Annotated in this window: 18 protein-coding genes; 13 read left to right on the top strand and 5 right to left on the bottom strand. The window is 68.8% G+C overall.

Translation table 11 applies throughout. The annotated features are described in order from the left end of the window. Positions 1–211: 211 nt before the first annotated feature. On the bottom strand, positions 212–3,310 hold the full coding sequence (locus ACQE3C_RS03130; RefSeq protein WP_434537740.1) for a VWA domain-containing protein: 3,099 nt from the start codon (positions 3,308–3,310) through the stop codon (positions 212–214). Between the two features lie 372 nt (positions 3,311–3,682). Here ACQE3C_RS03130 and ACQE3C_RS03125 point away from each other — a divergent pair, with 372 nt between their 5' ends. The 4 genes from ACQE3C_RS03125 to ACQE3C_RS03110 all read left to right on the top strand — a co-directional run bounded on the left by ACQE3C_RS03125 (position 3,683) and on the right by ACQE3C_RS03110 (position 7,436). After that, positions 3,683–4,564 carry a mechanosensitive ion channel family protein gene (locus ACQE3C_RS03125; RefSeq protein WP_434537739.1) on the top strand — a complete coding sequence of 294 codons (882 nt, stop codon included), beginning with the start codon at positions 3,683–3,685 and terminating at the stop codon, positions 4,562–4,564. A gap of 326 nt (positions 4,565–4,890) precedes the next feature. Continuing rightward, positions 4,891–5,634, top strand: coding sequence for a PadR family transcriptional regulator (locus ACQE3C_RS03120; RefSeq protein ID WP_434537738.1), 744 nt, complete (start codon positions 4,891–4,893; stop codon positions 5,632–5,634). Between the two features lie 114 nt (positions 5,635–5,748). Further along, on the top strand, positions 5,749–6,237 hold the full coding sequence (locus ACQE3C_RS03115; protein WP_434537737.1) for an RNA polymerase sigma factor: 489 nt from the start codon (positions 5,749–5,751) through the stop codon (positions 6,235–6,237). Beyond that, positions 6,234–7,436, top strand: coding sequence for a hypothetical protein (locus ACQE3C_RS03110; protein WP_434537736.1), 1,203 nt, complete (start codon positions 6,234–6,236; stop codon positions 7,434–7,436). Before ACQE3C_RS03115 ends, ACQE3C_RS03110 begins: the two co-directional genes overlap by 4 nt. Positions 7,437–7,632: 196 nt before the next feature. Here ACQE3C_RS03110 and ACQE3C_RS03105 read toward each other — a convergent pair whose 3' ends face one another. Continuing rightward, positions 7,633–8,919, bottom strand: coding sequence for an O-acetylhomoserine aminocarboxypropyltransferase/cysteine synthase family protein (locus ACQE3C_RS03105; RefSeq protein WP_434537735.1), 1,287 nt, complete (start codon positions 8,917–8,919; stop codon positions 7,633–7,635). Positions 8,920–9,071: 152 nt separating this feature from the next. Here ACQE3C_RS03105 and ACQE3C_RS03100 point away from each other — a divergent pair, with 152 nt between their 5' ends. Next, entirely contained in the window at positions 9,072–10,826 is a 1,755-nt protein-coding gene (locus tag ACQE3C_RS03100) for a PQQ-binding-like beta-propeller repeat protein (RefSeq protein ID WP_434537734.1), read from the top strand. Further along, the gene (locus ACQE3C_RS03095) at positions 10,823–12,745 is read left to right on the top strand and encodes a hypothetical protein (protein ID WP_434537733.1); all 1,923 of its coding nucleotides are present in this window, start codon (positions 10,823–10,825) and stop codon (positions 12,743–12,745) included. Before ACQE3C_RS03100 ends, ACQE3C_RS03095 begins: the two co-directional genes overlap by 4 nt. A gap of 114 nt (positions 12,746–12,859) precedes the next feature. Here ACQE3C_RS03095 and ACQE3C_RS03090 read toward each other — a convergent pair whose 3' ends face one another. Beyond that, positions 12,860–13,681, bottom strand: coding sequence for a sulfite exporter TauE/SafE family protein (locus ACQE3C_RS03090; RefSeq protein ID WP_434537732.1), 822 nt, complete (start codon positions 13,679–13,681; stop codon positions 12,860–12,862). Between the two features lie 130 nt (positions 13,682–13,811). Between ACQE3C_RS03090 and galE the strand changes: the two genes are divergently transcribed. Together galE and ACQE3C_RS03080 are read left to right on the top strand one after the other, a co-directional pair. Further along, positions 13,812–14,801 (top strand): UDP-glucose 4-epimerase GalE, encoded by a 990-nt coding sequence (gene galE / locus ACQE3C_RS03085; protein WP_434537731.1) that lies wholly within the window; start codon positions 13,812–13,814, stop codon positions 14,799–14,801. A gap of 72 nt (positions 14,802–14,873) precedes the next feature. Beyond that, on the top strand, positions 14,874–15,002 hold the full coding sequence (locus ACQE3C_RS03080; RefSeq protein ID WP_434537730.1) for a DLW-39 family protein: 129 nt from the start codon (positions 14,874–14,876) through the stop codon (positions 15,000–15,002). A gap of 47 nt (positions 15,003–15,049) precedes the next feature. On the opposite strand, the gene ACQE3C_RS03075 is transcribed toward ACQE3C_RS03080, so the two are convergent. Then, positions 15,050–16,975 carry a hypothetical protein gene (locus ACQE3C_RS03075; RefSeq protein WP_434537729.1) on the bottom strand — a complete coding sequence of 642 codons (1,926 nt, stop codon included), beginning with the start codon at positions 16,973–16,975 and terminating at the stop codon, positions 15,050–15,052. A 393-nt stretch (positions 16,976–17,368) separates the two neighbouring features. Here ACQE3C_RS03075 and ACQE3C_RS03070 point away from each other — a divergent pair, with 393 nt between their 5' ends. The 5 genes from ACQE3C_RS03070 to ACQE3C_RS03050 all read left to right on the top strand — a co-directional run bounded on the left by ACQE3C_RS03070 (position 17,369) and on the right by ACQE3C_RS03050 (position 23,859). Further along, positions 17,369–18,799 carry a sensor histidine kinase gene (locus tag ACQE3C_RS03070; protein ID WP_434537728.1) on the top strand — a complete coding sequence of 477 codons (1,431 nt, stop codon included), beginning with the start codon at positions 17,369–17,371 and terminating at the stop codon, positions 18,797–18,799. Further along, on the top strand, positions 18,796–19,455 hold the full coding sequence (locus tag ACQE3C_RS03065; protein ID WP_434537727.1) for a response regulator transcription factor: 660 nt from the start codon (positions 18,796–18,798) through the stop codon (positions 19,453–19,455). The genes ACQE3C_RS03070 and ACQE3C_RS03065 overlap by 4 nt, the downstream gene beginning before the upstream one ends. 339 nt (positions 19,456–19,794) lie before the next feature. After that, complete coding sequence (locus ACQE3C_RS03060) at positions 19,795–20,586, top strand: ABC transporter ATP-binding protein (RefSeq protein WP_434537726.1); 792 nt, start codon at positions 19,795–19,797, stop codon at positions 20,584–20,586. After that, positions 20,586–23,003, top strand: a complete 2,418-nt coding sequence (locus ACQE3C_RS03055) for an ABC transporter permease (RefSeq protein WP_434537725.1) — start codon at positions 20,586–20,588, stop codon at positions 23,001–23,003. The genes ACQE3C_RS03060 and ACQE3C_RS03055 overlap by 1 nt, the downstream gene beginning before the upstream one ends. A 241-nt stretch (positions 23,004–23,244) precedes the next feature. Further along, positions 23,245–23,859, top strand: a complete 615-nt coding sequence (locus ACQE3C_RS03050) for an RNA polymerase sigma factor (protein ID WP_434537724.1) — start codon at positions 23,245–23,247, stop codon at positions 23,857–23,859. A 189-nt stretch (positions 23,860–24,048) separates the two neighbouring features. On the opposite strand, the gene ACQE3C_RS03045 is transcribed toward ACQE3C_RS03050, so the two are convergent. Further along, positions 24,049–24,429, bottom strand: coding sequence for a hypothetical protein (locus tag ACQE3C_RS03045; protein WP_434537723.1), 381 nt, complete (start codon positions 24,427–24,429; stop codon positions 24,049–24,051). Positions 24,430–24,519: the final 90 nt, after the last annotated feature.

The following is a 24,519-nucleotide window of genomic DNA, read 5'->3' as shown; positions in this document are numbered from 1 at the left end:
GTCCGCCGACAGGAACGGGGGGCTGGGTTCAGCGCCTGCCTCAGTTCGACGCCTTGCCCCGCGTTGAACTGAGGCAGCAATGCACAAGCAGGGCAGACGGGGCAAGCCGAAGGGCTGAGCACAGGGGAAGGCGGCCCGGTGTGATCACCGGGCCGCCTTCTTGGTGTTGCGGCAGCTACTGCGATTCAGCTAGCTGCTGGTCGCTCCCTCCTCAGGCCTGGTTGCGACGCAGGCGGCTACCGAGGATCAGCAGCCCACCGAGCACCAGACCGCCTGCCAGGCTGGACAGGCCGATCGGGTTGCCGGTGTCGGGCAGCTTGACCGGCTTCTTGATGGCACACACCTTCACCGTGGCCGTGTCGGTCACCGCAACCCCGTCATCAGTCAGCGATGCGACGTTCGGGTAGTCCACACAGCCGGGCGCGGTGGGCGTCCAGACCAGGTCGTAGGTGATCACCGTCTGGCCGTCAGTGGCCTTCAGGGTCTGGGTGAGGTTGCCCAGGTCATCGGTCAGGACGACCTCGGCGTCGGTCTCGGTCGGGGTGACCGTGGTGAAGTCGACATCAGCCGATTCGTCCGCGGACTCGACCGTGGCCGGGTCGGGGTCACCCTCCCACACCACCGTGGCCACGGTGGTGACGGTGTCACCAGCGCTGACCCCGGTCAGGGTGCAGGTGTAGTCCAGGGTGACCGAACCACCGGCCGGGATGGTCAGGCCGTCACCGTCGACCACCACACAGGTGCCCTCGGGCAGGGTGACCGTGACCGTGACCCCGTCGATGTCGATCGCGTTGTCGTTGGTCACCACCGTGGTGCCGGTCAGGCGGAAGTCGGAGTCGATGGTCGACGGGGTGGCGGTCAGCGTGTACTTGGCCACCCCTTCCTCGCCCACCGTCACCAACAGGTTGGTGGTGTTGACGTCCTTGGTCAGCGTCCAGTCGTGGTCACGGTCGAAGTCACCGGTCACCGTGTTGGTGATGGAGACGTCGAGGGCGGTGCCACAGACCGTCACCGTCCGCGAGACTGGGTCGGGCACGCTCGCCGCACCCAGTCCGGTCGGCACCAGCTGGATGCCGGTGATCGTCGCGGTGTTGGTGTACGGGACGCACGACAGTTCGGTCGCCTCGTGGGCCAGCGTGTAGGTCACGGTGAACACACCGTCGGCCGCCTGGATCGTCCACGTGGTGCCGGCCAAGTCGTCCTCGACCGTCACCTCGGGGTCGGTCTCGTACGGGGCCACGGTGGTGAAGTCCACGCTGGTGTCGGAGTCAGCCGCGTTGGGTGGGTTGGTCGGGTCGGTGTCACCCTCCCAGGTGACCACTGCCGTCGTGGTGAAGGTGTCACCATCGGTGGCACCCGGCAGCGAGCAGGTGTAGCTGACCAGCAGGGAGGCCCCCGCCGCGATGGTCAGGTTGCTGCCACTGGGCACCGTGCAGGTACCACCGGGCACCGTCACCACCACATCGATGCCACTCAGCGAGATGGTGTTCGAGTTGGTCACCGTGGCGGTGCCGTGGATCTCGAAGTCCGAGTCCACCGAGGTCGGGGTCGCGGTGATCGTGTACTCGAAGTCAGCCGTGGACCCCACCGGGATGGTGGCGCTGTCCTGGTCGACGTCCTTGGTCAACGACCAGTCCCAGTCACGCTCGAAGGAACCGTTGGCCGCATTGGTGATGCCCACGCCCGTCGCGGTGCCACAGACCGTCACCGTCTGGGTGTCGGTCAGCGCCGGCACCTGGGTCTGCAGTTCCTTCAGGGTCGCGGTGTTGGTGAACTGCTGGCAGGCCAGCGCGGTCGACTTGTGCTGCAGGGTGTAGTTCTTGGTGAACACACCATCGGCGGCATCGGCCGTCCAGGTCTGCCCGGCGAGGTCGTCACTGACGGTGATCTGGGAACCGACGGTGCTCGGGGTCACCCCTGCGAAGTTGAACGGGTCGGTGTCGGAGTTGCTGCCACCCGTCCAGGTGACCAGCGAGACGATGTTGCCCGATCCCGGGTTGCTCGCCGCCGTGCAGGTGAAGTTCAGGTTCACCGACGCGAAGGCGGCCACATTCACGTTCTGCGGCGCAGAACAGTTCACCCCGGGCGGGGCACCATGACTCACCGATCCCGCCACCGCGGCAGCCCCGGGGTTGGTCACCGTCACGGTGCCGTTGATCAGCCAGCCCGAATCGGTGTGGGTGGGGGTCGCGGTCACCACATAGTTGAACGAGGCGCTGCTGCCCACCGGCACGGTCTTGGTGGCCTGTTCACCCGGCGCCAGCGACTTGTCCAGCGTCCAGTCGTAGTCCCGGACGAACGTCGGCGTGATTGTTTGCGCGATCGTCAGCGACGGCGGGTCCAGCTTGTTGACGACCTTGCAGGTGACCACGTCATTGCGGCCGACCGAGACGGTGAAGCCATTGGTGACGTTCGCGGTGGTGACCGTCGCACCGGTCTTGTTGTTGGTACAGACGGCGTTGCTGCCCGATTGTTGCTGCATCGTCCAGCCCGGCTTCTGGGCCTCGGTGATGGTCGTCGAAGCGGTGTTCGCGCCGTCGGGGATGTCCACCTCGAAGTTCAGCGCACCGTTGGCGTCGGTCTGCCCGCTGGCCGGGGTGCCGTTGCTGTTGTTGAAGGCCCAGTTGGCGTGCTGGTTGATGACGGTGCCGTTGTGGTCCTGGGTTTCCTTGATGACACTGACGGTGCCTTCACAGGCCTTGTAGGCGATGGTCTCCAGGGCCGCCGTCAGGGCCTCGTAGTTGCCGATCAGGTACCAGTCCGTGTTCTGCACCGGGCCCGAGATGGCCTGCAGGTTGACCTGGTTGACCCCACTGCCGACCCCGAGCCCGATGATGAACGTGCCCGCAGCCTTGTGGGCGTCGGCCTGGGCAATGGCCGGGCTCAGGTGGTCACCCCCGGTGCCGCCAGTGTTCGGGTAACCGTCGGTGACGAAGACGATGATGTCGTACTGGCTCTTCGGTACCTGGCTGAAGCCCTGCACCCAGTTCGTCAGACCGTTGGTGTAGGTGAGGCCATCGATGTGGTTGCGTACGGTGTTGGCCCCGGCAGTGTTGGCCACCGAGGTCTTGGCGAGCTCGTTGCCGGGATCAGCCGTGGTCGAGAACGTGTAGATACCGACCGACGACGGGGTTCCCTCCAGGGCGCTCACGAAGTCCTTGGAGGAATTCTTGGCGGTGGTGAAGGCGCCGCTGCCGATGGAGCCCGACGCGTCCAGCACGAGGGCGATGTCGACGCCACATCGGTCGGGCAGCGGCGGCTGCGGCGCGGCGGCCTGGGCGGTGGCGGGGTTGAGGACAAGTCCCAGCATCGCCAACAGGGACATGATTGCTGTGAGGGCCGCAGCCCTGACAGCTCTGGTAGGTGGTCTCTTCATGGTCTCCAGCTCCAGTGGTTGAGGGGCACCGCGCTCATGGCACCCAGGTGGCCGGCCTGCCGACCCGTGCCGGGGCCGACTGACCCCGATGCTGCTGACACTATTGATGACAGCGTTGCAATTGAAGACTTCACAGCCGATTCTTAGTCGTCGCTAGAGAGGATCTGACTCTTTTGGCACATCGTTCTGTAACGGCGTTGACCACAATCTAGGCCCGGGCGGCCACTTTGGGAAGGGGGCACACGCTCCCACTCGTTCGGGATGGGCTGGGCGCTCACAGTCGGTGGGCGCGGCAGAATGGGGCGCATGATCAGTTCCTGGACCTGGCCCGACACCCTCATCGAAGTCGGGGTCATCATGGCGGTCATGGCCATCACCTGGCAGCTGGCCAGGGTGCTCTCGCGCCGCCTGGTCCGGATGGCACTGGTCAACCAGCAACGACACCTTCCCCTGCCGGGCCTGTCGAACACCCGCACCCGCCGCCTGCTGGGCCTCGACCACCCCCGCCAGGCCCAGCGGACGAAGACGCTGGGCTCGATGGTCAGCTCGGTGGCCGGGTTCCTGATCGTGTTCATCGGGACGATGATGATCCTGTCCACCCTGGGCTTCCCGATGGGGCCGCTGCTCACCTCGGCCGGCATCGGTGGTGTGGCCATCGGTTTCGGCGCGCAGACCCTGATCAAGGACTTCCTGTCGGGGCTGTTCCTGATCGCCGAGGACCAGTACGGCGTCGGTGACATCGTCGACCTCGGTGAGGTCAGTGGCACCGTGGAAGAGGTCGGCCTGCGCGCCACGAAGGTGCGCGACGCCAATGGCCAGGTCTGGTACGTCCGCAACGGCGAGATCGTCCGGGTGGGGAATGTGAGCCAGGGCTGGTCGAACGCCGTGGTCGACATCCCGGTGGGCTACCAGGCCGATCCCGACCGGGTGATCGAGATCATCACCGGCGTGGTCACCGGCATCGCCGAGGAGGACCAGTGGAAGGAGACCCTGCTGGAGACCCCGACCGTGCTCGGCGTGGAGTCCCTCAGCGGCACCTCGATGACCTTCCGGGTGACGGCCAGGTGCGTGGCCAACCAGCAGTGGGGCGTGCAGCGCGAGATCCGGGAGCGCAGCAAGGTCGCCCTCGACAAGGCCGGCATCCCGGGCCCCGCCGTCCCCTTCGGCGGCTCGGGCGGCCTGACCTAGGTCGGCCCCGCTGCGGGCCCCTCGTCCGCTCAGCCCCCTCGTCCGTGCAGGCCCGTCGTCCGCCTCGAGCCCCAACCCCGCGGATGCGCAGGTTCCGTCACGGATCCTTCACTGGCGGCGTGAATTCCGGGCAGAAAGCTGCGCATCCGCGGGATTGGGGGGCGGGATCGCGGGGGCGGGGACGGGGCCGCGGACGGGAACGGGGCGGGCCGGCTCGGGGTCCGGGCCCCGAGCACGGTCAGGGTCGAGTCAGGGTCCCACTGCTTGGCACCAAGACTTCTTTCGATATATCGTTGAGCTATCGAGCGATCTACCAAGGAGTCATCATGACCTACGACGAACACGAATCACACGAACCTCGCGGACGACGCGGCCGCGGACCCCGCGGCGAACGACGCGGCGGCGGACACGGTCGTCCGCACCACCACGGCCCCGACCAGGGCTTCAACCCCGATCAGGACGACCGCGTCCCCGCCCCGGGCTTCGGCTTCGGCGGTTTCCCGATGCCGCCCGCCCCGCCCTTCGGCGGTCCGCACCCCGGCGGGCACAAGGGCTTCGGACGACGCGGTCGACGCGCCGGCCGAGGAGACGTCCGGATGGCCGTGCTGCACCTGCTCGGTGAGCAGCCCCGCAACGGCTACCAGATAATCCAGGAGCTGGCCGAACGCACCGACGGACTCTGGAAGCCGAGCCCCGGTGCGATTTACCCCGCGATGTCCGCACTCGAGGACGAGGGACTGATCGTCCCCGATGCCGACAACCCGAAGGTGTTCACCCTGACCGACGCCGGCCGTGACGCCGTCGCCGCCTCTCCCGAGGCACCCTGGGCCAGTTTCCAGGATGCCGGCCGCGACTTCCGGGCCAGTGAGCACGGAACCCTGTGGAAGGAGTTCGGCAAGCTCGCCGATGCCCTGCGTGCCGTGGCCACCAATGCCACCGGCGACCAGGTCAGCGCCGCCGCCGACATCCTCGCCCGCACCCGCCGCGACCTGTTCAGCCTGCTCGCCACCGAGCCGGCCGGGTCCGCGGAGGCGTCCGAGCCCGTCACCGACACCGACGACATCAGCTGACCGGCTGACGTGGGGCCGGCCCGACCACGGCCGGCCCCGCACCCCGTGGGTGCACCCCGCAGCAGAATCACGCACGCCTGCAACACCGGGGGCCTCGCGTGCGTGAATAGGGGTATGCAGGCATTCGACGACTGGGTTGCCGCGCACCAAGCGCGGCTGGTCTCCTACGCCTACCTCGTCTGCCACGACCGCGAAGATGCCCGCGACATCACCCAGGACGTGCTCATCGCGATGCTGCGCCGCTGGGACGAGCTCACCGGTGACCCGCTCGCCTATGCCCGCCGTTCGATCACCAATGCCGTCATCGACCAGTGGCGTCGCCACGGACGACACCGCTCCGGCACCCCGGTCGGTGACGATCCCCCCACCACCGATGCCACCCCGGACGACACCACCCGCAGCACCGACGCCGCCCTCGCCTGGCAACTGTGCCGCGAGCTGCCGCCCCAGCAGCGGGCCGTGGTGGTGCTGCGGTACTGGGCCGACCTGCCCCACCGTGACATCGCCGACCAGCTCGGCATTCCCGAAGCCACCGCCCGTTCCCACCTGCGCCGCGCCCTGGCCGCCCTGGCGCCGCGACTCACCGCCGAGGACCTGTCATGACCGACCACGAGACCCCGCCCGCCGACGCCGTCAACCCAGCCGACGCCGCCAGCCCAGCCGACCCTGACGATCCCGGGTTCGCCCGGGCCGAGAGCGCCCTGCGAGCAGCCCTGGCCGAGCACGCCGGCGATGTCGACGCCCCCGATGCCACCCAGAGCCCGACCCCGCCCGCACCCCGCCGGCAGTGGCGTTGGTGGGCCGTGGCGGCCATCGTCGTGGTCACCGCCCTGCTGGTCGCACTGATCGTCCAGCAGGTCGGCCGGGACACCGAGCTGACCCCGCCGGAGGTGGGCAGCGGCCTGCCTGAGCCCGAACCGGGGTTCCAGTGGGTCTCCAGCAGGGATGTCGCCGTCCAGGTGCCCACCGAGTGGGGCTACCGCGGCGCCCCGGGCCCCGACTGGTGCGCCGGCACCCAGGACCACTACCCCACCAGCCCCTACTACGACTCGTTCACCGGCGACCGGGTCATTCTGTCCATCGGCTGCCCGGGGCCCTTCCCCCGCAACCAGGACGTCATGCACCTGTCCATGTACGACGCCACGACCGGTGCCCCCGAGCTGCCGGAATGGCACCAGACCCGCCGGCTCGGCAACGTGGTCGTGTCGGTGTCAGTCCCCAGCGGCACCCCGGACGACGAGGCCCTGGCCCAGCAGGTCCTCGCCAGCGCCACGGCCTTCACGATCGACCAGGCCGGCTGCGCCCCCAACTCCCCGATCGAGAAGTGGGACTGGGTGAGCCCCACCGACAGCTTCGACCTGGGCACCATCGACCAGGTCAGCGCCATCAGCCTGTGCCAGTACGAGAAGTCCCAGCTGCCGGAGGCCGAGGCGGTCCCCGGCCCGAGGTTGGTCGTCTCCCGCCAACTTGTCGACCAGGACGCCCGACAACTACTGCTGGCCCTGAAGCAGGCACCGATCGGGGGTGGCCCGAACGACCCGGAAAACTGTTCGGAGGACTACCACGATGCCCAGGCGATCGTCGTCCGGTTGTGGACGCAGCAGGGTGTGCGCGACGCGTTCGCCCATGTCGGCAACTGCCGGCACAACGGCATCGACGACGGCACGAACGTGCGTACGGTCACCCGCGAGTGGTGCCTGCCCCTGTTCACCCGACCCGTGCAGTGGACGAGCATGAGCGGCAGCGTGGCCGGGCTGTGCTCACCCGCCGACCAGGTGCCCAGCCCCACCACCACCAAGTGAGCGCCCGGCCGGTGACAGCAGCACGCGCAGCAACTAGGTGCCGTCGACCGCGGCGACGGCGAGGGTTCTTCGTGGTCAGCATCACCTGCAGCACGACCAGGTAGGCGACCACCCCGAGGACGAGGACGCCGAGCGCCCCCGGGCCCAACCAGCGGTGGAGGCGGGTGTCCCGGGGGCGCTCTACGGTGTGCTCACCTCAGGAGAGCTTCGCCAGGGCCTGGTCGAGGTCGGCGATCAGGTCGTCGACGTTCTCGATGCCGATCGAGAGGCGCACCATCTCCGGCGGCACCCCGGCCGCCTGCAGTTCCTCTTCGCTGAGCTGCGAGTGGGTGGTGGTGGCGTTGTGGATCACCAGCGACTTCGCATCACCGATGTTGGCCAGGTGGCTGAACAGTTCCAGCCCCTCGACCACCGCCTGACCGCCCTCACGACCCGACTTCAGGCCGAAGGCGACCAGCCCACCGAAGTAGCCGTCCTTCAGGATGCGCTTGGCGACCTCGTGGTAGGGGCTCGACTCCAGGCCGGGGTAGTTGACCCATTCGACGGCCGGGTGCTGCTCCAAGTACTTCGCCACCGCCAGGGCGTTGGACGAGTGGCGCTCCATGCGCAGGTGCAGGGTCTCGATGCCCTGCAGGAACAGCCACGAGTTCATCGGGGTGATGGCGGCACCGGTGTTGCGCAGCAACACGGTGCGAGCCCGCAGGATGTAGGCGGCGGCACCGGCGGCCTCGGTCCACACGACGCCGTGGTAGGCGCCGTCGGGGCCGGTCAGGTTCTTGAACCGGTCGGCGTGCGCGGCCCAGTCGAACCGGCCGGAATCGACAATGATGCCGCCCATCGAGGTGCCGTGCCCGCCCAGGTACTTGGTGGCGGCGTGCACCACGACGTCGACCCCGTGGTCGAAGGCGCGGGTGAGGTAGGGGGTCGGCACGGTGTTGTCGACGATGAACGGCAGGCCCTGCGCGTGGGCGGCGTCCGACCAGGCGTCGAGGTCGACGACGTTCAGGTTCGGGTTGCCGACGGTCTCACCGAAGACCAGGCGGGTGTTCTCGTCGACGTGCTGGGCGAGTTCCTCGGGCTTGTTCGGGTCGACGAAGCGGGTCTCGATGCCGAACTGCGGCAGGGTGTGGGCGAACAGCGCGTAGGTGCCGCCGTACAGGGTCGACAGGGCGACGATGTTGTCGCCGGCGCCGGCCAGGTTCAGCACGGCGTAGGTCACCGCCGCAGCGCCCGATGCGGTGGCCAGTGCCCCGATGCCGCCCTCCAGGGCGTTCACCCGCTCCTCGAACACGCTCTGGGTGGGGTTCATGATGCGGGTGTAGATGTTGCCCGGCTTGCGCAGGGCGAACAGGTCGGCAGCGTGCTCGGTGCTGTCGAAGACGTAGGAGGTGGTCTGGTAGATCGGCACGGCCCGGGCATTGGTCACCGGGTCGGCGGTCTCCTGACCGGCGTGGACGGCAAGGGTTTCAGGACGAAGAGTCATGCGCCCCATCGTTGGGCCAGTTCGGGGCGGCGCGCCAGTGGGGTCCACGATTTGGCTGTTCGCCGGTGGCGAAGCCACCCCGGCCGGACGACCGCGGACGATCCCTTCCAGAACACTGTTCCGCTAGACCGCTACGGCGTTACCCTTGGCCCATGTCGCAGCCGCCGCAGTACTACCCGGTGCACCACGAGCCGCCGGGCATCGCGGCGGCGCCACGCCCCCGGCGGATCTCGCAGTGGTGGGGGGTGATCGGGGTCAGCCTGGCCACGGTCGCCTCCCTGGGCCTGGCCAGCTCGGTGCGGCCGGCACCCCTCTACCCCGACGTGCCGGTCTCGCAGTACGTGGCCGCCTCGGGGCACCGCGCCGTCCTCGAGGGCGAGGAGGGCACCATCGTGGTCGAGACCTCCCACCTGGTCGGCGGGCAGGCCTGGGCCGACCAGACGCCGGCCGGCTGGGCGTCCGTGCTGGACCTCGAGTTCGAGGACGTCACCAGCCGCCACTGGGTGACCGAGACCGAGGTCGGCGACGGGCTGACCAACCGGACGCTCTACCACCTCGGTGAGCAGGGGTTGGTGGCCTACAGCGGGCAGGGCGGGACGATTGACTTCGCCCTGTCCCCGGCGCTGGTCGAACTGCCGCCCGACCCGAGCCCGGGCACCACCTGGGAGCAGGAGTCGAGCATGTTCGTGCCCAGCCTGCAGATGTCGCTGCCCCTGAAACGCAAGGCGTCCATCGAGGCCTCCGCGCTGGGTGAGGGGTGCATCACCGTCACCTACGACGACGTGATCGGTGAGGAGCCCAGCCAGACGGTGATCACCCGCTGCCCCGGCCGGGGCATCGTCGCGTCGAACTCGGCGCAGCTGTCCACCGGGCCGTTCAGCTGGGCCGACAAGGCCCTGTCGACCACCGGTTCCCAGGTCGGGCTGACCGCGCTGACGCCGTTGCCGACCACGATCCGCAACGGCTCACTCGAGTACACCACCACCATCAACTCGCCGGCGGTACCGCTGGGCAACGGGTTCGCCTTCATCAACCAGTTGAACCAGCACCTCACCTTCCTGGCCCCGCAGGTGGTCGACGGGAACGATTCCGGGATGAACCTGGCCTGGGTGCGTCGCCCCGGTGAGGCCACCATCGCCCTGCTCGGGGCCGGCGACCTGGTGGTCGCCGCCACCAGTGAGCGCCGGCTGGTCGCCTATGACGTGGACGGGCTGCTGCGCTGGCAGGTCGACACCTCTGACATTGCAGGGTTGGCGCCGATCCAGTTCGACGAGGACACCCTGCTGCTGCTCACCCTCGACGGCTTCCTGACCGCCTTCAACCTGCACACCGGTGAGCAGGAGTGGCGCACCGCTGCCCCCGCCGGGGAGGCGCCGCTGGGCTGGGTGGAGGTCGAGGGTCGCCGCATGGTGCTGCTGGCCGCCGATTCCGACCTGTACCTCTACGACGGGCCCGAGCTCTACCTGACGATCTCGATGCTCGACACGATCTCCTCGGTGGCCCAGACCCCCTCGGGGCTGGTGGTGGCCGACGCCGGTGGCCTGCTGACCCTGGTCGACCTCGGCGGCCGGGCCCACTGGTCGACCTGGAGCGACAACTGCACCACGGTGGTCAGCATCGGTGACGTGGTCTTCTGCCCGCAGACCGACGACGTCCTCGCCCTGTCGGCGCGCACCGGGGAGACCCTGTTCACCCGGCCGTTGAAGGCCCAGCAGATGTTCACCGACGGATCTCTGCTGGCGGTGCTGACTGATGCGGGCTACACCATGCTCAACACCCACGGCGCCACCCAGTACGAGCTGCCGATGACCAAGCGAGAGGGTGTCTCGACCTTCACCGTGTGGGGCGGGCAGAACTTCTTCCTGATCACCAACCTCGGCGAGTTCCACCGGTGGGGGCGGCCATGACCACCCTCGACCCGGCCTTCGACCCCCAGGCACCCCGCGACCCGGACGCGACCGTCCGGCGTCCTCGTCCGACTTCGCTGCCCGCCCAGTCACCGCCCACCCAGGCACCGCCATCCCAGTCACCGCCGACCCAGACCCCGCCCCAGCGAGCCGGGGCGCCGGTGGCCCAGCCCCCCGCGAAGCCGTTCGTCCCGCCCCGACCGGGGCTGTGGACGGTGGTGAAGCAGATCTTCGACAAGGTCATCATCGAGCCGATCAAGGACGGCTACCCCGAGCCGAAGCAGTGGCCCCGCGGGCTGGTGCCGGCCGTCGTCCTGGGTTCGATCGGCATCCTGGTCTGCGCCGTGATGATCCTCGCCTCCCCCTGGATCCGCGAGGCGGACATTCCGATCGCGGTCGGCGGCCAGCAGGTCATCGGCAGCTGGTCGGTGGGGGTGCTGATGTGGCTGTCGGTGCTGACGCTGGCCCTGGGCATCACCGCGAACCTGCACATCCACCTGGTGGCCCGCTTCATCGTGCTGCCGCTGCTGCTGACCCCCTTCCTGTCGGCGCTGGCCATGTCGCTGTACCCACCCAGTGCACCGGCGATCGGGGGGGCCGTGGCGATCCTGGGCATCGTGGCGTTCACCGTGGTGCGCATCGGGCGCAAGTTCGCCTGGTTCGAGTTCCCGGTGGTGCTGGTGCTCTCGACGACAGCCGTGTTCATCCCGATCGGGTCGGGGGTGTTCTACAGCTTCGACTTCCGTGCCACGGTGCTGTTGACCATGCTGGTCACCTTCACCACCTTGGCGGCACCCTCATTGATCGTGCTGGGCTATTCGGCCGCGCAGGTGGCGGTGAACCTGTCGGAATGGACCGCGGACCGGTTCAACCGGATGCTCGAGGGCCCGGCCACCATCGCCCTGGCCCTGCTTCTCGGCGCCGCGGCCATCTGGCGCGGGGTCGACCTGACCCTGGCCGGTGACCCGTCGTGGACGCCTGCGGTGTGGATCACCTCCATCATCGTCCTGGTGGTCGCCGTGGCACTGTCCCTGGGGTTGCTCGCACTGCGTCCCGACAAGGGCCTGCACCCGGTGCCGCCGGAGGCACTCGAGAACTCGTGGACGCCACTGGCCTACCCCCTGGCCTTCCTGATCGTCCCGCAGCTGCTGGTGAACCTGCTCGCCATCCACGGCAACATCTTCTTGACCGTCTTCAGGCTGGGGAGCCTCGAGTGGCTGATCGACTGGACGGCCGGCGACACCGCCAACTCGATCATGCGCCTGGTCTCGGTGGGGGCGGCGCTGTGGCTGGCGGTGGTCAGGGCACGGCGCAACGACCGGATCACCCCGGTGGTGCTGGCCTGCTACTGCACGGTGATGCTGGTCTCGGCCGTGCGGCTGGTGGCCACCGGGCCGCTGCGGGTGATCTGGACGATCGACGCGCTGGCTGTCGCGCTGGTCGTGCTGGTCTTCGTGATGGTCACGGTGCTCTGGATCCGCGAGGGCCACAGGGAAGTGATCTGGAAGCAGGTGCTGCTGGTCTCGATCCTGGCGACGCTGTTCCGGTTCCGCGAACCGCTCTCGGAACCCAGCATGGTCTTCGCCGGGGTCTCGGGCACCGTGGTGATCCTGCTCAGCCTGGCCTGGCGCGTCCTCACTGACGGTGGCATGACCCGGCACGATTCAGCGATGCTGCCTCGCGCCTCACGGGTGCTGTTCTTCGTGACCAGCATCCTGTTGTCGGCGGTGACCCTGGCATGGGTGGCCCAGACCCGCATCGTCGGCGGCGCCAACCACGCGGTGATCAACGCGCTGGGTGATCACATGCTCGGCAAGCCCCTGATGATGGGCGCCGGCATCTGCGCGCTGATCGCGATCGTCGGCCGCCTCACCGATGACGACCCCGGCATCAACCGCACCGGGAGCAAGGCGGATTGAGGCCCCGCCGATCCCACAAACAAGTAGCCAGCGGCCTCACCTGGCGGCAAAACGCCCGAATCGGGTCGTCCGCTACTTGTTTCCTCAGATCGCCCCCCAGCGGGATTGCACAGCTCAGCCCAGCAGGGCGGGCAGGGCCTGGACGGCGGTGTAGATCGCCACGGCGCACACCAGCACGGCGAACCCGATCGACAGCTGCCGGTTGTTCGCCTTCGCCGCCAGCCCATCACCGACCAGCAGGCCCACCACCGCCAGCACGGCCAGCACGCCGATGGTCGTCCACTGGGGCTGCACCCCGGCGGGTGCCGAGACCAGCCGGGTGAGCAGGGCGGCCGCGCAGCTGATCGTGATCACCATCAACGACGTGCCGCCGGCGCGCCACATCGGCACTCCCAGCACCAGGGTCAGGGCCGGCACGATCAGGAATCCGCCGCCCACCCCCAGGAAGCCGGTCAGCAGGCCGACCACGGTGCCCAGCGCCACGACCTTGCCGACCTGGGGCCAGTCCACCTGCCCGGCAGCCCAGACCGGACGAGCCTCCCGCGCGGCGGCCGCCTCCTTGGGAGTGCGGCGCAGTCGGCGCACAGTGGTGACGGCGACCACCAGCATCAGCACCGCGAAGCTGGCCATCAGCACCTCGGGAGCGACCCAGTGCGCCCCGATTGCCCCGATCGACGAGCCGACCACCGCGACCGCCCCGAACACCAGGCCCTGACCGATGTCGAGCCGGGCCCGGCGGTGGGCCAGCAGGGTCCCGAGCAGGCCGGTGGCGCCGACCACGATCAGCGACCCGGTGGTGGCCTGCAGGGGGGGCTGCCCGAGGGCATAGACCAGCACCGGCACGGCCAGGATCGCCCCACCGCCGCCGACACTGCCCATGCTGAACCCGATGGCGAAGCCCGCGATCACGGCGATGACAATGTCGACAGGGCTCACGCGCCCCACGATAGGCCCATGCCGGGGCCGACTCGCTAGCATGGACCGTGCTCGGCAGCCGGGGTCTCACCGCAGAACCACCCCGCGCGCGGCAGGGGGTCGACCCCACCAACAGGAAGGGGCCCCAACCATGCGAGTCCTCATCACCGGCGGCGCCGGGTTCATCGGCAGCACCGTCGCCTCGGCCTGCGTCGATGCCGGCCACGAGGTCATCCTGCTCGACGACTACTCCACCGGACGACCCGAGTACGTGCTCGATCGTCCGATCTACGTCGGTGACGTGGGCGACCGGGAACTGCTCGACCAGCTCTTCACCGAGAACCGGGTTGATGCGGTCGTGCACTGTGCCGCCCGGATCGTCGTCCCCGAATCGGTGAGCGACCCGCTCGGCTACTACCGCAACAACGTGGCCAAGACGATCACACTGCTGCAGGCGATGGTCGAACACGGGGTGAACCGGTTGCTGTTCAGCAGTTCGGCCTCGATCTATGCCACTGACGAGAACTTCCAGGTCACCGAGCAGTCACCGCTCGACCCCGGCAGCCCGTATGCGACCACCAAGTTCATGGTGGAGTACATCCTGCGCGACGCCGCGGCGGCGAGCGACCTGCGGGTGATGAGCCTGCGCTACTTCAACCCGATCGGCGCCGACCCGCAGTTCCGCACCGGTCTGCAGACCGCCCAGCCCTCGCATGTGCTCGGCAAGATGATCGAGGCCTGGCAGGCCCAGCAGACCTTCACCGTCACTGGGGTCGACTGGCCCACCCGCGACGGGTCGGGCATCCGCGACTACATCCATGTCTGGGACCTGGCCCGCGCCCACGTCGCCGCCCTGGAGAAGTTCGACACGGCCACCGCTGCGGAGGCCTACCAGGTGGTCAACCTGGGCACCGGCAAGGGCGCCACCGTCAAGGAACTGGTGCGCGCCTTCGAGGCGGCCACCGGTTCGCCGCTGAAGTCGGTCGACGGCCCCCCGCGCCCCGGTGACGTGGCCGGCGCCTACACCGTCAGCTCGAAGGCCCGCGACCTGTTGGGCTGGCAGGCCGAGCTGACCGAGGCCGACGGCATCCGCGACGCCATCGCCTGGCTGCCCCGTCGTCAGGAGCTGCTGGGCTACTGAGCGCTGGGCTGCTGGGCGCTGGGCTGCTGGGCGTCGGGCTGCTGGGCGTCGGGCGGCGCATAGGCTGGGGCCATGAAGAAGGTGATCCTGGTCGTGCTGGCCGCCCTTGCGGCGGCAGGTTTCATCGCTGCCCGGCGCGAGGTGCAGCGCGCCGAGGCCGAGGCCGCACTGTGGGCCGAGGCGACCGACCCGATCGAGTAACCCGGACGAACGGCTCTCCCGCCTCCCGCCCCCGGCCTCCCGCCGGATCAGGACTCTTCGCGGGTGCAGGTCGTCCATTCCAGACGCAGCGTCTTGTCACGGCCACGGACCAGGATGCGGTCGGCACCCCGGGCTGCGGCCACCCAGTCGTTGTCGTGGCGCCAGTAGTGCGGGTTCTGGGCCACCTGGTCGACGAGGAAGCCGCCCTTCCATTCCAGCCGGTACTCATGGGGTGCTGGTGGGGCCACCGAGGAGTTGGAGTGCTCGAGGTTGAACACCAGCGCCCCGCGCAGGTGGTGCAGGGTGGCCTTCTTCAGGGTCGTCACGAACCCCTGCAGGCTGCTGAACTCACTCAGGTCGGAGGCGACCAACGCCCAGCCGGTGACCTGGCCACGCTGGACGACCTCGGTGGGGCTGACCATCTCCATCCGCTGCAGGGACACGATGCCGACCAGGCTGGTGCCGATGCGCCCGGCCAGTACCCGCGTGCCGAGGGTGGTCTCGTCGAACTTCACGAACGGGAAGTACAGGTGGCTGTACAGGTGGCGGCGAGCCTCCAGGTAGCCGCGCCGCACCCGCAGGTCGTGCAGCGCCAGCACCACATTGTTGAACTGCCCCACCGCGGGGTTGACCCCGTTGCCGACCCACGCCGAGGGCGAAGGGGGTCGTCCCTCACCGGGCAGGTTCGTGGAACCCGGGTGGGTCGCGAAGATGTTGATGTCACGCGGGAAGGCGGCGTGCCACAGGTGCTGCTGGTCGCCGAACTGGCCGACCTGGTACTGCTGCGTGCTCGAGACCAGGTAGTTCGGGGTGCGGTAGGTGAACACATTGGCCCGGTTCAGCGCGGTGCCCTGGATGACGGGGTTGAGCGTGCGCAGCAGTGCCCGCTGGGCTGCCGGTTGGCGGACCTTGTCGAAGGTGGCCAGCGGGGCCATGAAGCGGTTCTCCTGCAGCTGGTAGCGGCGCAGCGCCTTCATGGTCAGGCTGATCGACTCCGGGGTGACGTAGGCCTGCTGGCCCCAGGCGGTGCGCACCAGGGCGGCGAACCGTTCGTCCTCACCGGCGCGGTAGAGGCGACGGTCGACGTCGGCCAGGGCCTCACCGATGTCGCGGCCCTGGCTGGTGCGGATCTGGCGGGCACCGTCGGCGGCCGCGATCTCCTGGATGACATCGGGCACCCGGTACTTCTGCCGGGCGACGAAGACCCCGGCGAGCTGGTCGTGGTTGAACCGTGGGGGTGAGGTGAACGCGGAGGCGAGGATCGACTCGACCTCGGCCCGTGCGGGGTTCATCTTCTGGTGCTTGTGCACCCGCCCGCCGCTGGCCTGGAAGTGGCCCTCGAAGCGGTGCAGCGCGAGGTCGAGCATCAGCAGGTCGAGCACCATGGCGGCCCGGGTGGCGAGGTCCTGGTTCTCGGCGTGGTCGACGAGCATGACCAGGGCGCAGGCCATCAGTTCGTAGTAGGTGTTCGACAACCACTCGCTGAAGCCGTGGTGGTAGCGGTCGTCGAGCCAGGCCAGCAGCGCCACGTGGGCGCTGGCGCGGTGCATCGACCCGGTGCGGCCGTCGTTGGTGAAGGTCTCGTCGGGGTAGAACTGCCCGGCCAGGTACTCACTGGTGGCGAACAGCAGCTGGTGGTTCTCGGTCCAGGTGCACATGCTGTCGCGCCCGGGTTCGGCCATGGAGTAGCGGAACCCCAGCACCGCCCGGCGGATCTGCTCACGGGCATCGTCGGGCAGCACGTCGTCGCTGGTCAGCAGCAGTTTGAGCAGCACCAGCATGCGGTGGTCGGACAGGTCGAGCCGGGCGTTGACGAAGTCGGTCATCTGGGTGAGCCACGCCCGTTGAATCGGGTCACTGCACATCCGGGCGGCCAGTGCCCGGTATCCCCACGCGTCGCTGGGAGCGAGCGCGTTCAACTCAAGACCCACGACGCGATCAGGTTCGTCCGCCGGGGCCGGCAGAACAGTCATCGGGGCCAACGCTAGTGCGCAGGCGCCGCCCGCGCGCGGGAATTGCAGGGATGGGTGGGCGGTGGGGGGCCGTGGTCCGCGGACCCGGTCGTCCGATCCGGCCCTCGTCCCGCTGGGCCCCTCGTCCCGCCCGCCGAACTCGCGGATGCGCAGGTTCCGTCATACATCCATGACTGGCAGTGAAGCTTCCCTGCAGAAACCTGCGCATCCGGCTGTCGGGAGGGGCTCGGGAGGGCTCGGGGCTCGGGCTGTCGGCGGGGGTTCAGGGGCGGACGGGGGCCGGACGATGCAGCGCCCCGAGGTACCGGCCCGCCGACAGGCGGACGACGGTGGCCCGACGGCATCCCCTGGTCTGACCCGATCGTTGGGGGCGCCGTCCTAGGCTGGGTGGTGATGAGTTTCCCAGCCAGACCACACCCCGGCACCGAGGAGTCCGCGTTCCGACTGAATGCGGCGCTGGTCGGCGTGGCCAGCCTCGTGCTGGGCGTGCCCCACCTGGCCATGCTCAACTTAGGCCTGGAAGGACTGATCGCCTACCTGACCGGGCAGGCGATGATGTTCGGCCTGCTGTGGCGGCGACGCAACCCGCGGCTCATGCTGCTGATCGTGACCGTGGCCGGCATCGTGCAGATGCTGCTGGTGAGTTGGCCGACCGGTTTCCTGATCGCCATCCCGATTGCGGTCTACTCCTACGCGCGCTGGGTCGAGGGACGACCGCGGATGGTGCTGGTGATCGGGTTCGCGGCGGCTGTGCTGGGCCCGCTGACCTGGTTCCCGAACCTGATCCGCTCGCTGACCGGCCAGGGCGAGGCCTTCAGCGGCGAGCTGACCGCCTTCATCCTGTTCGTGCTGGTGTGCGCCGGCCTGGTGGTCACCCCGTATGCCTTCGGGCGCCGGGTGAGGGATGCGGCGATGGTCAAGGAGCAGCGCATCCGCGCCCAGCAGGAGCACTACCAGTCGGTGATGCGCGGCCGCGAACACGCCGCCCGCATGGCCGAGGTGAACACCCGCAACCAGATCGCCCGGGAACTGCATGACATCGTGGCCCACTCGGTCTCGGTGATGATCGTGCAGGCAGAAGGGGGTCGCGCCCTGGCCGCGAAGAAGCCCGAGGCGGCAGCCGAAGTGCTGACCACCATCGCCGAGACCGGCCGCGATGCGCTCACCGAGATGCGCCGCCTGGTCGGGGTGCTGCGGGCCGGGCCCGACGAACAGGCCGACTACAACCCCACCCCCGGCGTCGAGGACCTGCCGAACATGGTCGAACGCGCCGGTGACCGGGTCTCGCTCGAGGTCACCGGGCAGCCGCGGGCCCTGTCCCCGGCGATGGAGCTGACCATTTTCCGCGTCGCCCAGGAGGGGGTCACCAACTTCCTCAAGCACGCCGGGCCCGAGGCGCACTGCGTCGTCCGCCTGCACCACGGCCCCCACCACGTGCAGGTCGAGGTGGCCGACGACGGTCTCGGCGCCGCCGCCACCAGCGATGGTGAAGGCCACGGCCTGCAGGGCATGCACGAACGGGTCAGCGCCATGGGTGGGCGGCTGTCGGCCCGCCCGGGCGAGCAGGGTGGGTTCGTGGTGCGGGCGGTCTTCCCGACCGGCTCGGGCGACCACCACCCAGGCGGACGACCGGCTACCGCCCAGCGGCCTCGTCCGGGGGGTGCAGCTGAGGTGCATCCTGGGTTCCCGAGCCCCGGGTCACCGCCGTCGCCAGGTCCGCAGACCTCGCCCACCCCACCGACTGAGCTGCCGGCCCAGCCGCCGTACCGCCGCGACGCCCCGATCCCGATCCCGGGTGACCCACGAAAACTGGAGGAACGATGAGCCCGATCCGAGTCCTGCTGGTCGACGACCAGTCCCTGGTGCGCAGCGGCTTCCGCATGCTGATCGACTCCGAGGACGACATGGAGGTCGCCGGGGAAGCGACCAACGGGGCAGAGGCGCTCGACCAGTTGCGCACGATCCAGGTGGACGTGGTGCTGATGGACATCCGGATGCCGGTGATGGACGGGGTGGAGGCCACCCGGCGGATCGTCGGCTCGGGGCTGGACACCAAGGTGCTGGTGCTGACCACCTTCGACCTGGACGAGTACGTCTTCGCGGCGTTGAAGGCCGGCGCGTCCGGGTTCCTGCTGAAGGATGCCCGGCCCGACGACCTGCTCAGCGCGATCCGCAATGTCGCCGCCGGTGAGGCGGTGGTGGCGCCCTCGGCGACCAAGCGCCTGCTCGAGCACGTGGTGCCGATCCTGCCGAACCGACCCGGCGCCGAGGACGAGCGGCTCGGGCTGCTGACCGACCGGGAGCGCGAGGTCCTGGTCGAGATCGCCGGAGGCGCGACCAATGCCGAGATCTCGGCCAACCTGTACATGGCCGAGGGCACCGTGAAGACCCACATCGGCCGGCTGCTGTCGAAGCTGCAGTGCCGCGACCGCGTCGGGCTGGTGCTGTTCGCCTACGAGGTCGGCCTGGTCCAGCGCTGACGGCTGCGTCCAGCGGGGCGTCCGTCCGCACAGCCTCCCCCAGGTTTGCAGCGCCACCAGTCGTCCGCAGAGCCTCCCACCGTCTGCAGCGCGAACCTGCGTCTGCAAGTCGTACAGACGTGCAGACTCATGCTCGGGCTGCAGAGAAGGGCTCGGAGCTGCAGACAGGGGCTACCCCTCCCCCGAACGGCGGAGAAGATCAGACCGATGGACGAGGCTGCCGGGGCAGGTTCAGCCATCCGGCTGACGCACCCTGCCCCGGTGCATCCGTAGGCTGAGGCCCGTAACCCGCCAATTTGCGCGCACCAGCGAGCAAGCACCTGCGAGAAAGGCCGTCCCGTGACCCAAGCGCCCATCCTCCCCCAACAGGGTCAGCACCCCCAAGGACCCGGCACCCCCGCCGGTGAACCGCCTGTCGCCGAAGCAATCGACCTGGTCAAGGTCTACGGCTCGGGCACCGCGCAGGTGGTGGCCCTCGATCGCGTCAACGTGCGCTTCCAGCGCGGGTCCTTCACCGCCATCATGGGCCCCTCGGGTTCGGGCAAGTCGACCCTCATGCACACCCTGGCCGGCCTCGACCGGATCACCGCCGGTCGCGTCTTCCTGGCCGGGCTCGAACTGAACACCCTGCCCGACTGGAAGCTCACTGAAACCCGCCGCGACAAGGTGGGATTCGTGTTCCAGGCGTTCAACCTGCTGCCCACCCTGACCGCCCGCCAGAACATCGTGCTGCCGCTCGACCTGGCCGGCAAGAAGGTGGACGAACAGTTCTTCAACCAGATCGTCGACTCCCTCGGGCTCGCTGAGCGACTCAGCCACCGCCCCTCCGAGCTGTCGGGTGGCCAGCAGCAGCGCGTGGCGATTGCCCGCGCCATGATCACTCGTCCGGATGTGATCTTCGCCGACGAACCGACCGGTGCCCTCGACACCAAGACCGGCACCCAGCTGCTGGAGTACCTGCAGCGGTCGGTGCGCCAGCTGGGCCAGACGATCATCATGGTCACCCACGACCCGAAGGCCGCCGCCTACGCAGACCGTGGCCTGGTGCTGGTCGACGGCAACATCGTCGACGACATCACCAACCCGACCGTCGATTCGGTCAACGCCGCCCTGGCCCGACTGGAGGCCTGATGCTTGCCGAAGCCTGGCGGGAAGTCCGCTACCACCCAGGTCGTGTCGTCGCGACCCTGATCGCGATCGCCATCAGCGTCGCGTTCATCGCCGGCGGCGCCGTCTTCCTGGGCACTGAACAGTCCGCGATCGGCAAGCAGGGGTCGATCCAGTACTCGGCGACCGACATCGTCGCCACCCCCGACTGGACCCAGGAGCAGGAACCCCTGCCCGCCGACGAAACGATCGCCAAGCTGCGCGCCGTCGACGGCGTGCAGGACGTCGACCCGACCTTCTTCACCACCGGCCTGTTCAGCAAGGACGGTTCCAACCCGCAGCTGATCACGCTGCTGAACGTGCCCGCCGATGGCTTCCGCTGGGCGGGCCTCGAGGACGGCACCTGGGCGCAGAAGGCCGATGAGGTCACCCTGACCAAGCAGGTCGCCGACCGGTTCGGGGTCAGCGTCGGCGACACCCTCACGATGGACGAACAGGACGTCAAGGTGGTCGGCATCTCCGACGACCCCACCACGCGGCTGAACGTCTACTCCTACATCGGCGCCCAGCGGTTCGCCGGCCCGGAGGAGACCCCGCAGGGCTACAACATCAACCTCGAGGACGGCGCCGACGCCGACGCGGTGATTGCTGCCGCGAAGTCCGCCCTGCCCGGCTTCGACGTGCTGACCGCCCAGGATGCCCAGGATGCCTTCGTGAAGGACCTGGCCACCGGCATCGATGTGTTCCGTTACCTGTTCGGGGTGTTCCAGTTCATCGCGGTGCTGGTCGGCATGATCATCATCGCCAACACGTTCACCATCCTGGTCACCCAGCGCCGCCGCCAGATCGGCCTGCTGCGGGCCGTTGGTGCCTCCAGCGGGCAGGTGCAGCGCAAGTTCCTGGCCGAGGCCGTGGTGCTCGGCGCGCTGGGTTCGCTGGGTGGCATCCTGCTCGGCTACGTGATCGCCGCCGCCGGGTCGGCCTGGACCGGGTCGCTGCAGTTCGGCATCTCGTTCCCCTGGCTGTGGTTGCTGCTCTCGTTCGTGATCGGTGTGGTGATCACCGTGGCCGCAGCGTTCATCCCGGTGATGAAGACCACCCGGGTCTCCCCCCTGGAAGCGCTGCAGCCGGTGCTGAATGCCGATGCCGAGAAGCGGATCTCGCGCATCCGCACCGTGGTGATCCTGGTGTTCGCCGCGATCGGTGTAGCGATGGCCCTGATGTCGTTCTTCGGCCCCGAGGACCCGGCCCTGTGGTGGGCACTGGGGGCGACCTTCTTCCTGGTCATCGCCGTGCTGTTCGGTGCCCCACTGTACGTGCCGACCCTGCTGCGGCTGCTGGGCCGGTTGGTGTCGTGGCGCGGCCCGACGGCACGCCTGGCCGTGATGAACTCGGCCCGCAACCCGCAGCGCGCTGCGGCCACCGCCGTGGCGCTGATGCTGGCCATGGGCCTGATCGTCACCATGCAGGTGGGCACCGCCACGATTCGCACCACTCTGGTCAGCGAGATCGAGGAGCAGTACCCGGTGGACCTGACGGTCCAGAGCTACGGCCAGCCGCTGACCACTGCTGACCAGGACCTGGTCAAGAACCTGGACAACGTCGACCAGCTGGCTGAACTGCGCGGCGGGTTGATCGAGACCGACACCGGCAGCGTCCTCCTGCTGGCAAGCCCCGACCTGTCCAAGGTGACCCCGTTGATGCCGACCCCGATCCCGGACGACGTGGCCTACACCGGCGGCGACTTCCCGGACGGCTCCACCGTCACGCTCACCACGACCTCGGGCGAGTCGGTCACGCTGACGATCCGGACGTTCAACGACGTCGGCTTCGGCAACCTGATGGTCTCGGAGTCGACCATGGAGAAGCTGGTCGACAGCCCGCAGGTCTACGGCTACTGGATCAAGGTCGTCGACCGCGGTGAGATGGCCGGCATGATGTCGGCGCTGACCCCGGTGCTGGCCACGGGTAGTTTCGGGCTCGGCGGTGGCGCGATGATCGCCGACCTGATCAACACGGTGCTCGACGTCATCCTGCTGGTGGTCACGGCCCTGCTCGCCGTCGCGGTCACGATCGCGCTGGTGGGTGTGGCAAACACCCTGGGCCTGTCGGTGATCGAACGGACGAGGGAGTCGGCGCTGTTGCGGGCGCTCGGCATGAAGCGCGGTTCGCTGCGGATCATGTTGCTGATCGAGGCGGTGCTGCTGGCCGTGGTTGGCACGGTCGTTGGCCTGATCGGTGGCAGCTTCCTGGCCTGGATGGGCATTCGCGGTGCGTTCCGGACTGTCGGCATCCCCGTCTCGGAGTTGAAGTTCGACATCAACCTGTGGCAGACGCTGATCCTGCTGGCGGTGGCCGTCGGGTTCGCGGCCCTGGCCTCGATTCTGCCGGGTCGTCGGGCAGCCATGGCCAGCCCCACCGAGGCCCTGGCCACCGAGTAAACCACCGCGGATGCGCCAGTTTCTACCTCGTCCCACCACCACCAGTGATGGAACGGGGAGGAAACTGGCGCATCCGCGTCTTTGGGGTCGGACGAGGGGGCTGGGCGCCACGGGGCTGACCACCCCGTCCCGCGGTCACCCGGGGGTGGAACTGCACACGGACAACACTTCGGGCGTCCGGACAACACCTGCACCCGGTCGGGCAACACCTACGACAACGGGCACCGCGTGGACTGGGGTCATGCCCCTCACCCGCGATGACCGCCTGCTGCTGACCCGACTCACCCGACCCGACCGGGCCACCGTCACCGACGACGCCGCCCTGGTCGTCCTTGTGACCATGGCCCAGGGCGGCGACGAAGAGGCGGGCGAACGCGTGCTGTCGGCAATGGCCTTCCGCCTGGCGGCGATGGCGCGGGCCAGCCAACAGACCACGTTGGCCCAGTTCGTGTCGGCGGCCTGGTTCGTGATCAGCGGGTTCAACCCGGCACGGAACCACAAGGTGCTCACCAACCTGGTGCTCGACTGCCTCAAGCAGGTCACCCGTGACCGGGTCAGCCGGTGGGACGAACGGACGATCAGCCATCCCGACCCGGACCTGTGGGACCTGCCCACACGCCCCTCACCCACCGGACGACCCGAACGCGCTGAGGCCCGCGCGGCGCTGGACGAGGCCAGGCACCTGCAACTCATCGACGAGCGCACCCATCAGGTGCTCGATGCGGTCTATCTCGGTGGGCTGTCCAGCCGGGAAGCAGCCGCCCGGCTCGGGGTCAACCCAGACCAGGTGCGCTACCGCTGCAGCCGAGCGCTGCGCACCCTGCGGGAACACCAGCGGGAGCTCTGCACACAATGAGCCGGCCATGATCTTGTTACGGAATGATCACACTTGTCCGAGTTTCGCAGAGTCTAAAAAATCCCTGATACTGTCTTCAACAGAGCACCGGGCCAGTCGCAACGAGGCGATCCCGCGTGGATCTCCGTATTCGCCCGGGGGGTTGCTGGGGGTGACCAGCAGCCCCTTGGTGCATTTTCTGGGACTTTCTCAGTCTTCGACTCCCACCTCAGGGCCCAACGGCTGCCCCGTGTCCGCGGCCCCGCCTGCAGGCTGCCCCGCCGAACGGGGGGCTGGTTCCTTCAGTTCGACCAACATCACGTGCGTGGGGGTGGTGCCGATGTTCTCCCCGTGATGGGTCTGCGCCGGCAGCCACACCGGGGTGCCGGCGCCGAGCGACACCTCGACGTGGCGCTCCCCGGAGACGAGCCTCCGGTCGAAGCTGCTCAGGGTCACCATCACGCTGTCGGGGTGGTGGTGGGGCCGGCTCACGGTCCCGGGGGTGTCGCGGTACTCCAGCACGCGCACTCGTTCGTTCTCAAAGACCACGTGGTACAGGTCGGGGTTCGACTCGACCGGATCGATGTCCATCACCTCACGCTACGCCGCTGCGTCCCCTTGAAGAAGGGGCGGACGAGCCGGCTGTCAGGCAGTATGCGCCACGCCTGCCTGGGTCAACCG

It is taken from the genome of Aestuariimicrobium sp. Y1814, assembly GCF_050113895.1.
Classification (GTDB): domain Bacteria; phylum Actinomycetota; class Actinomycetes; order Propionibacteriales; family Propionibacteriaceae; genus Aestuariimicrobium.
Note: the sequence above shows the minus strand (reverse complement) of the source record. Positions and strands in the feature narration are given on the sequence as shown.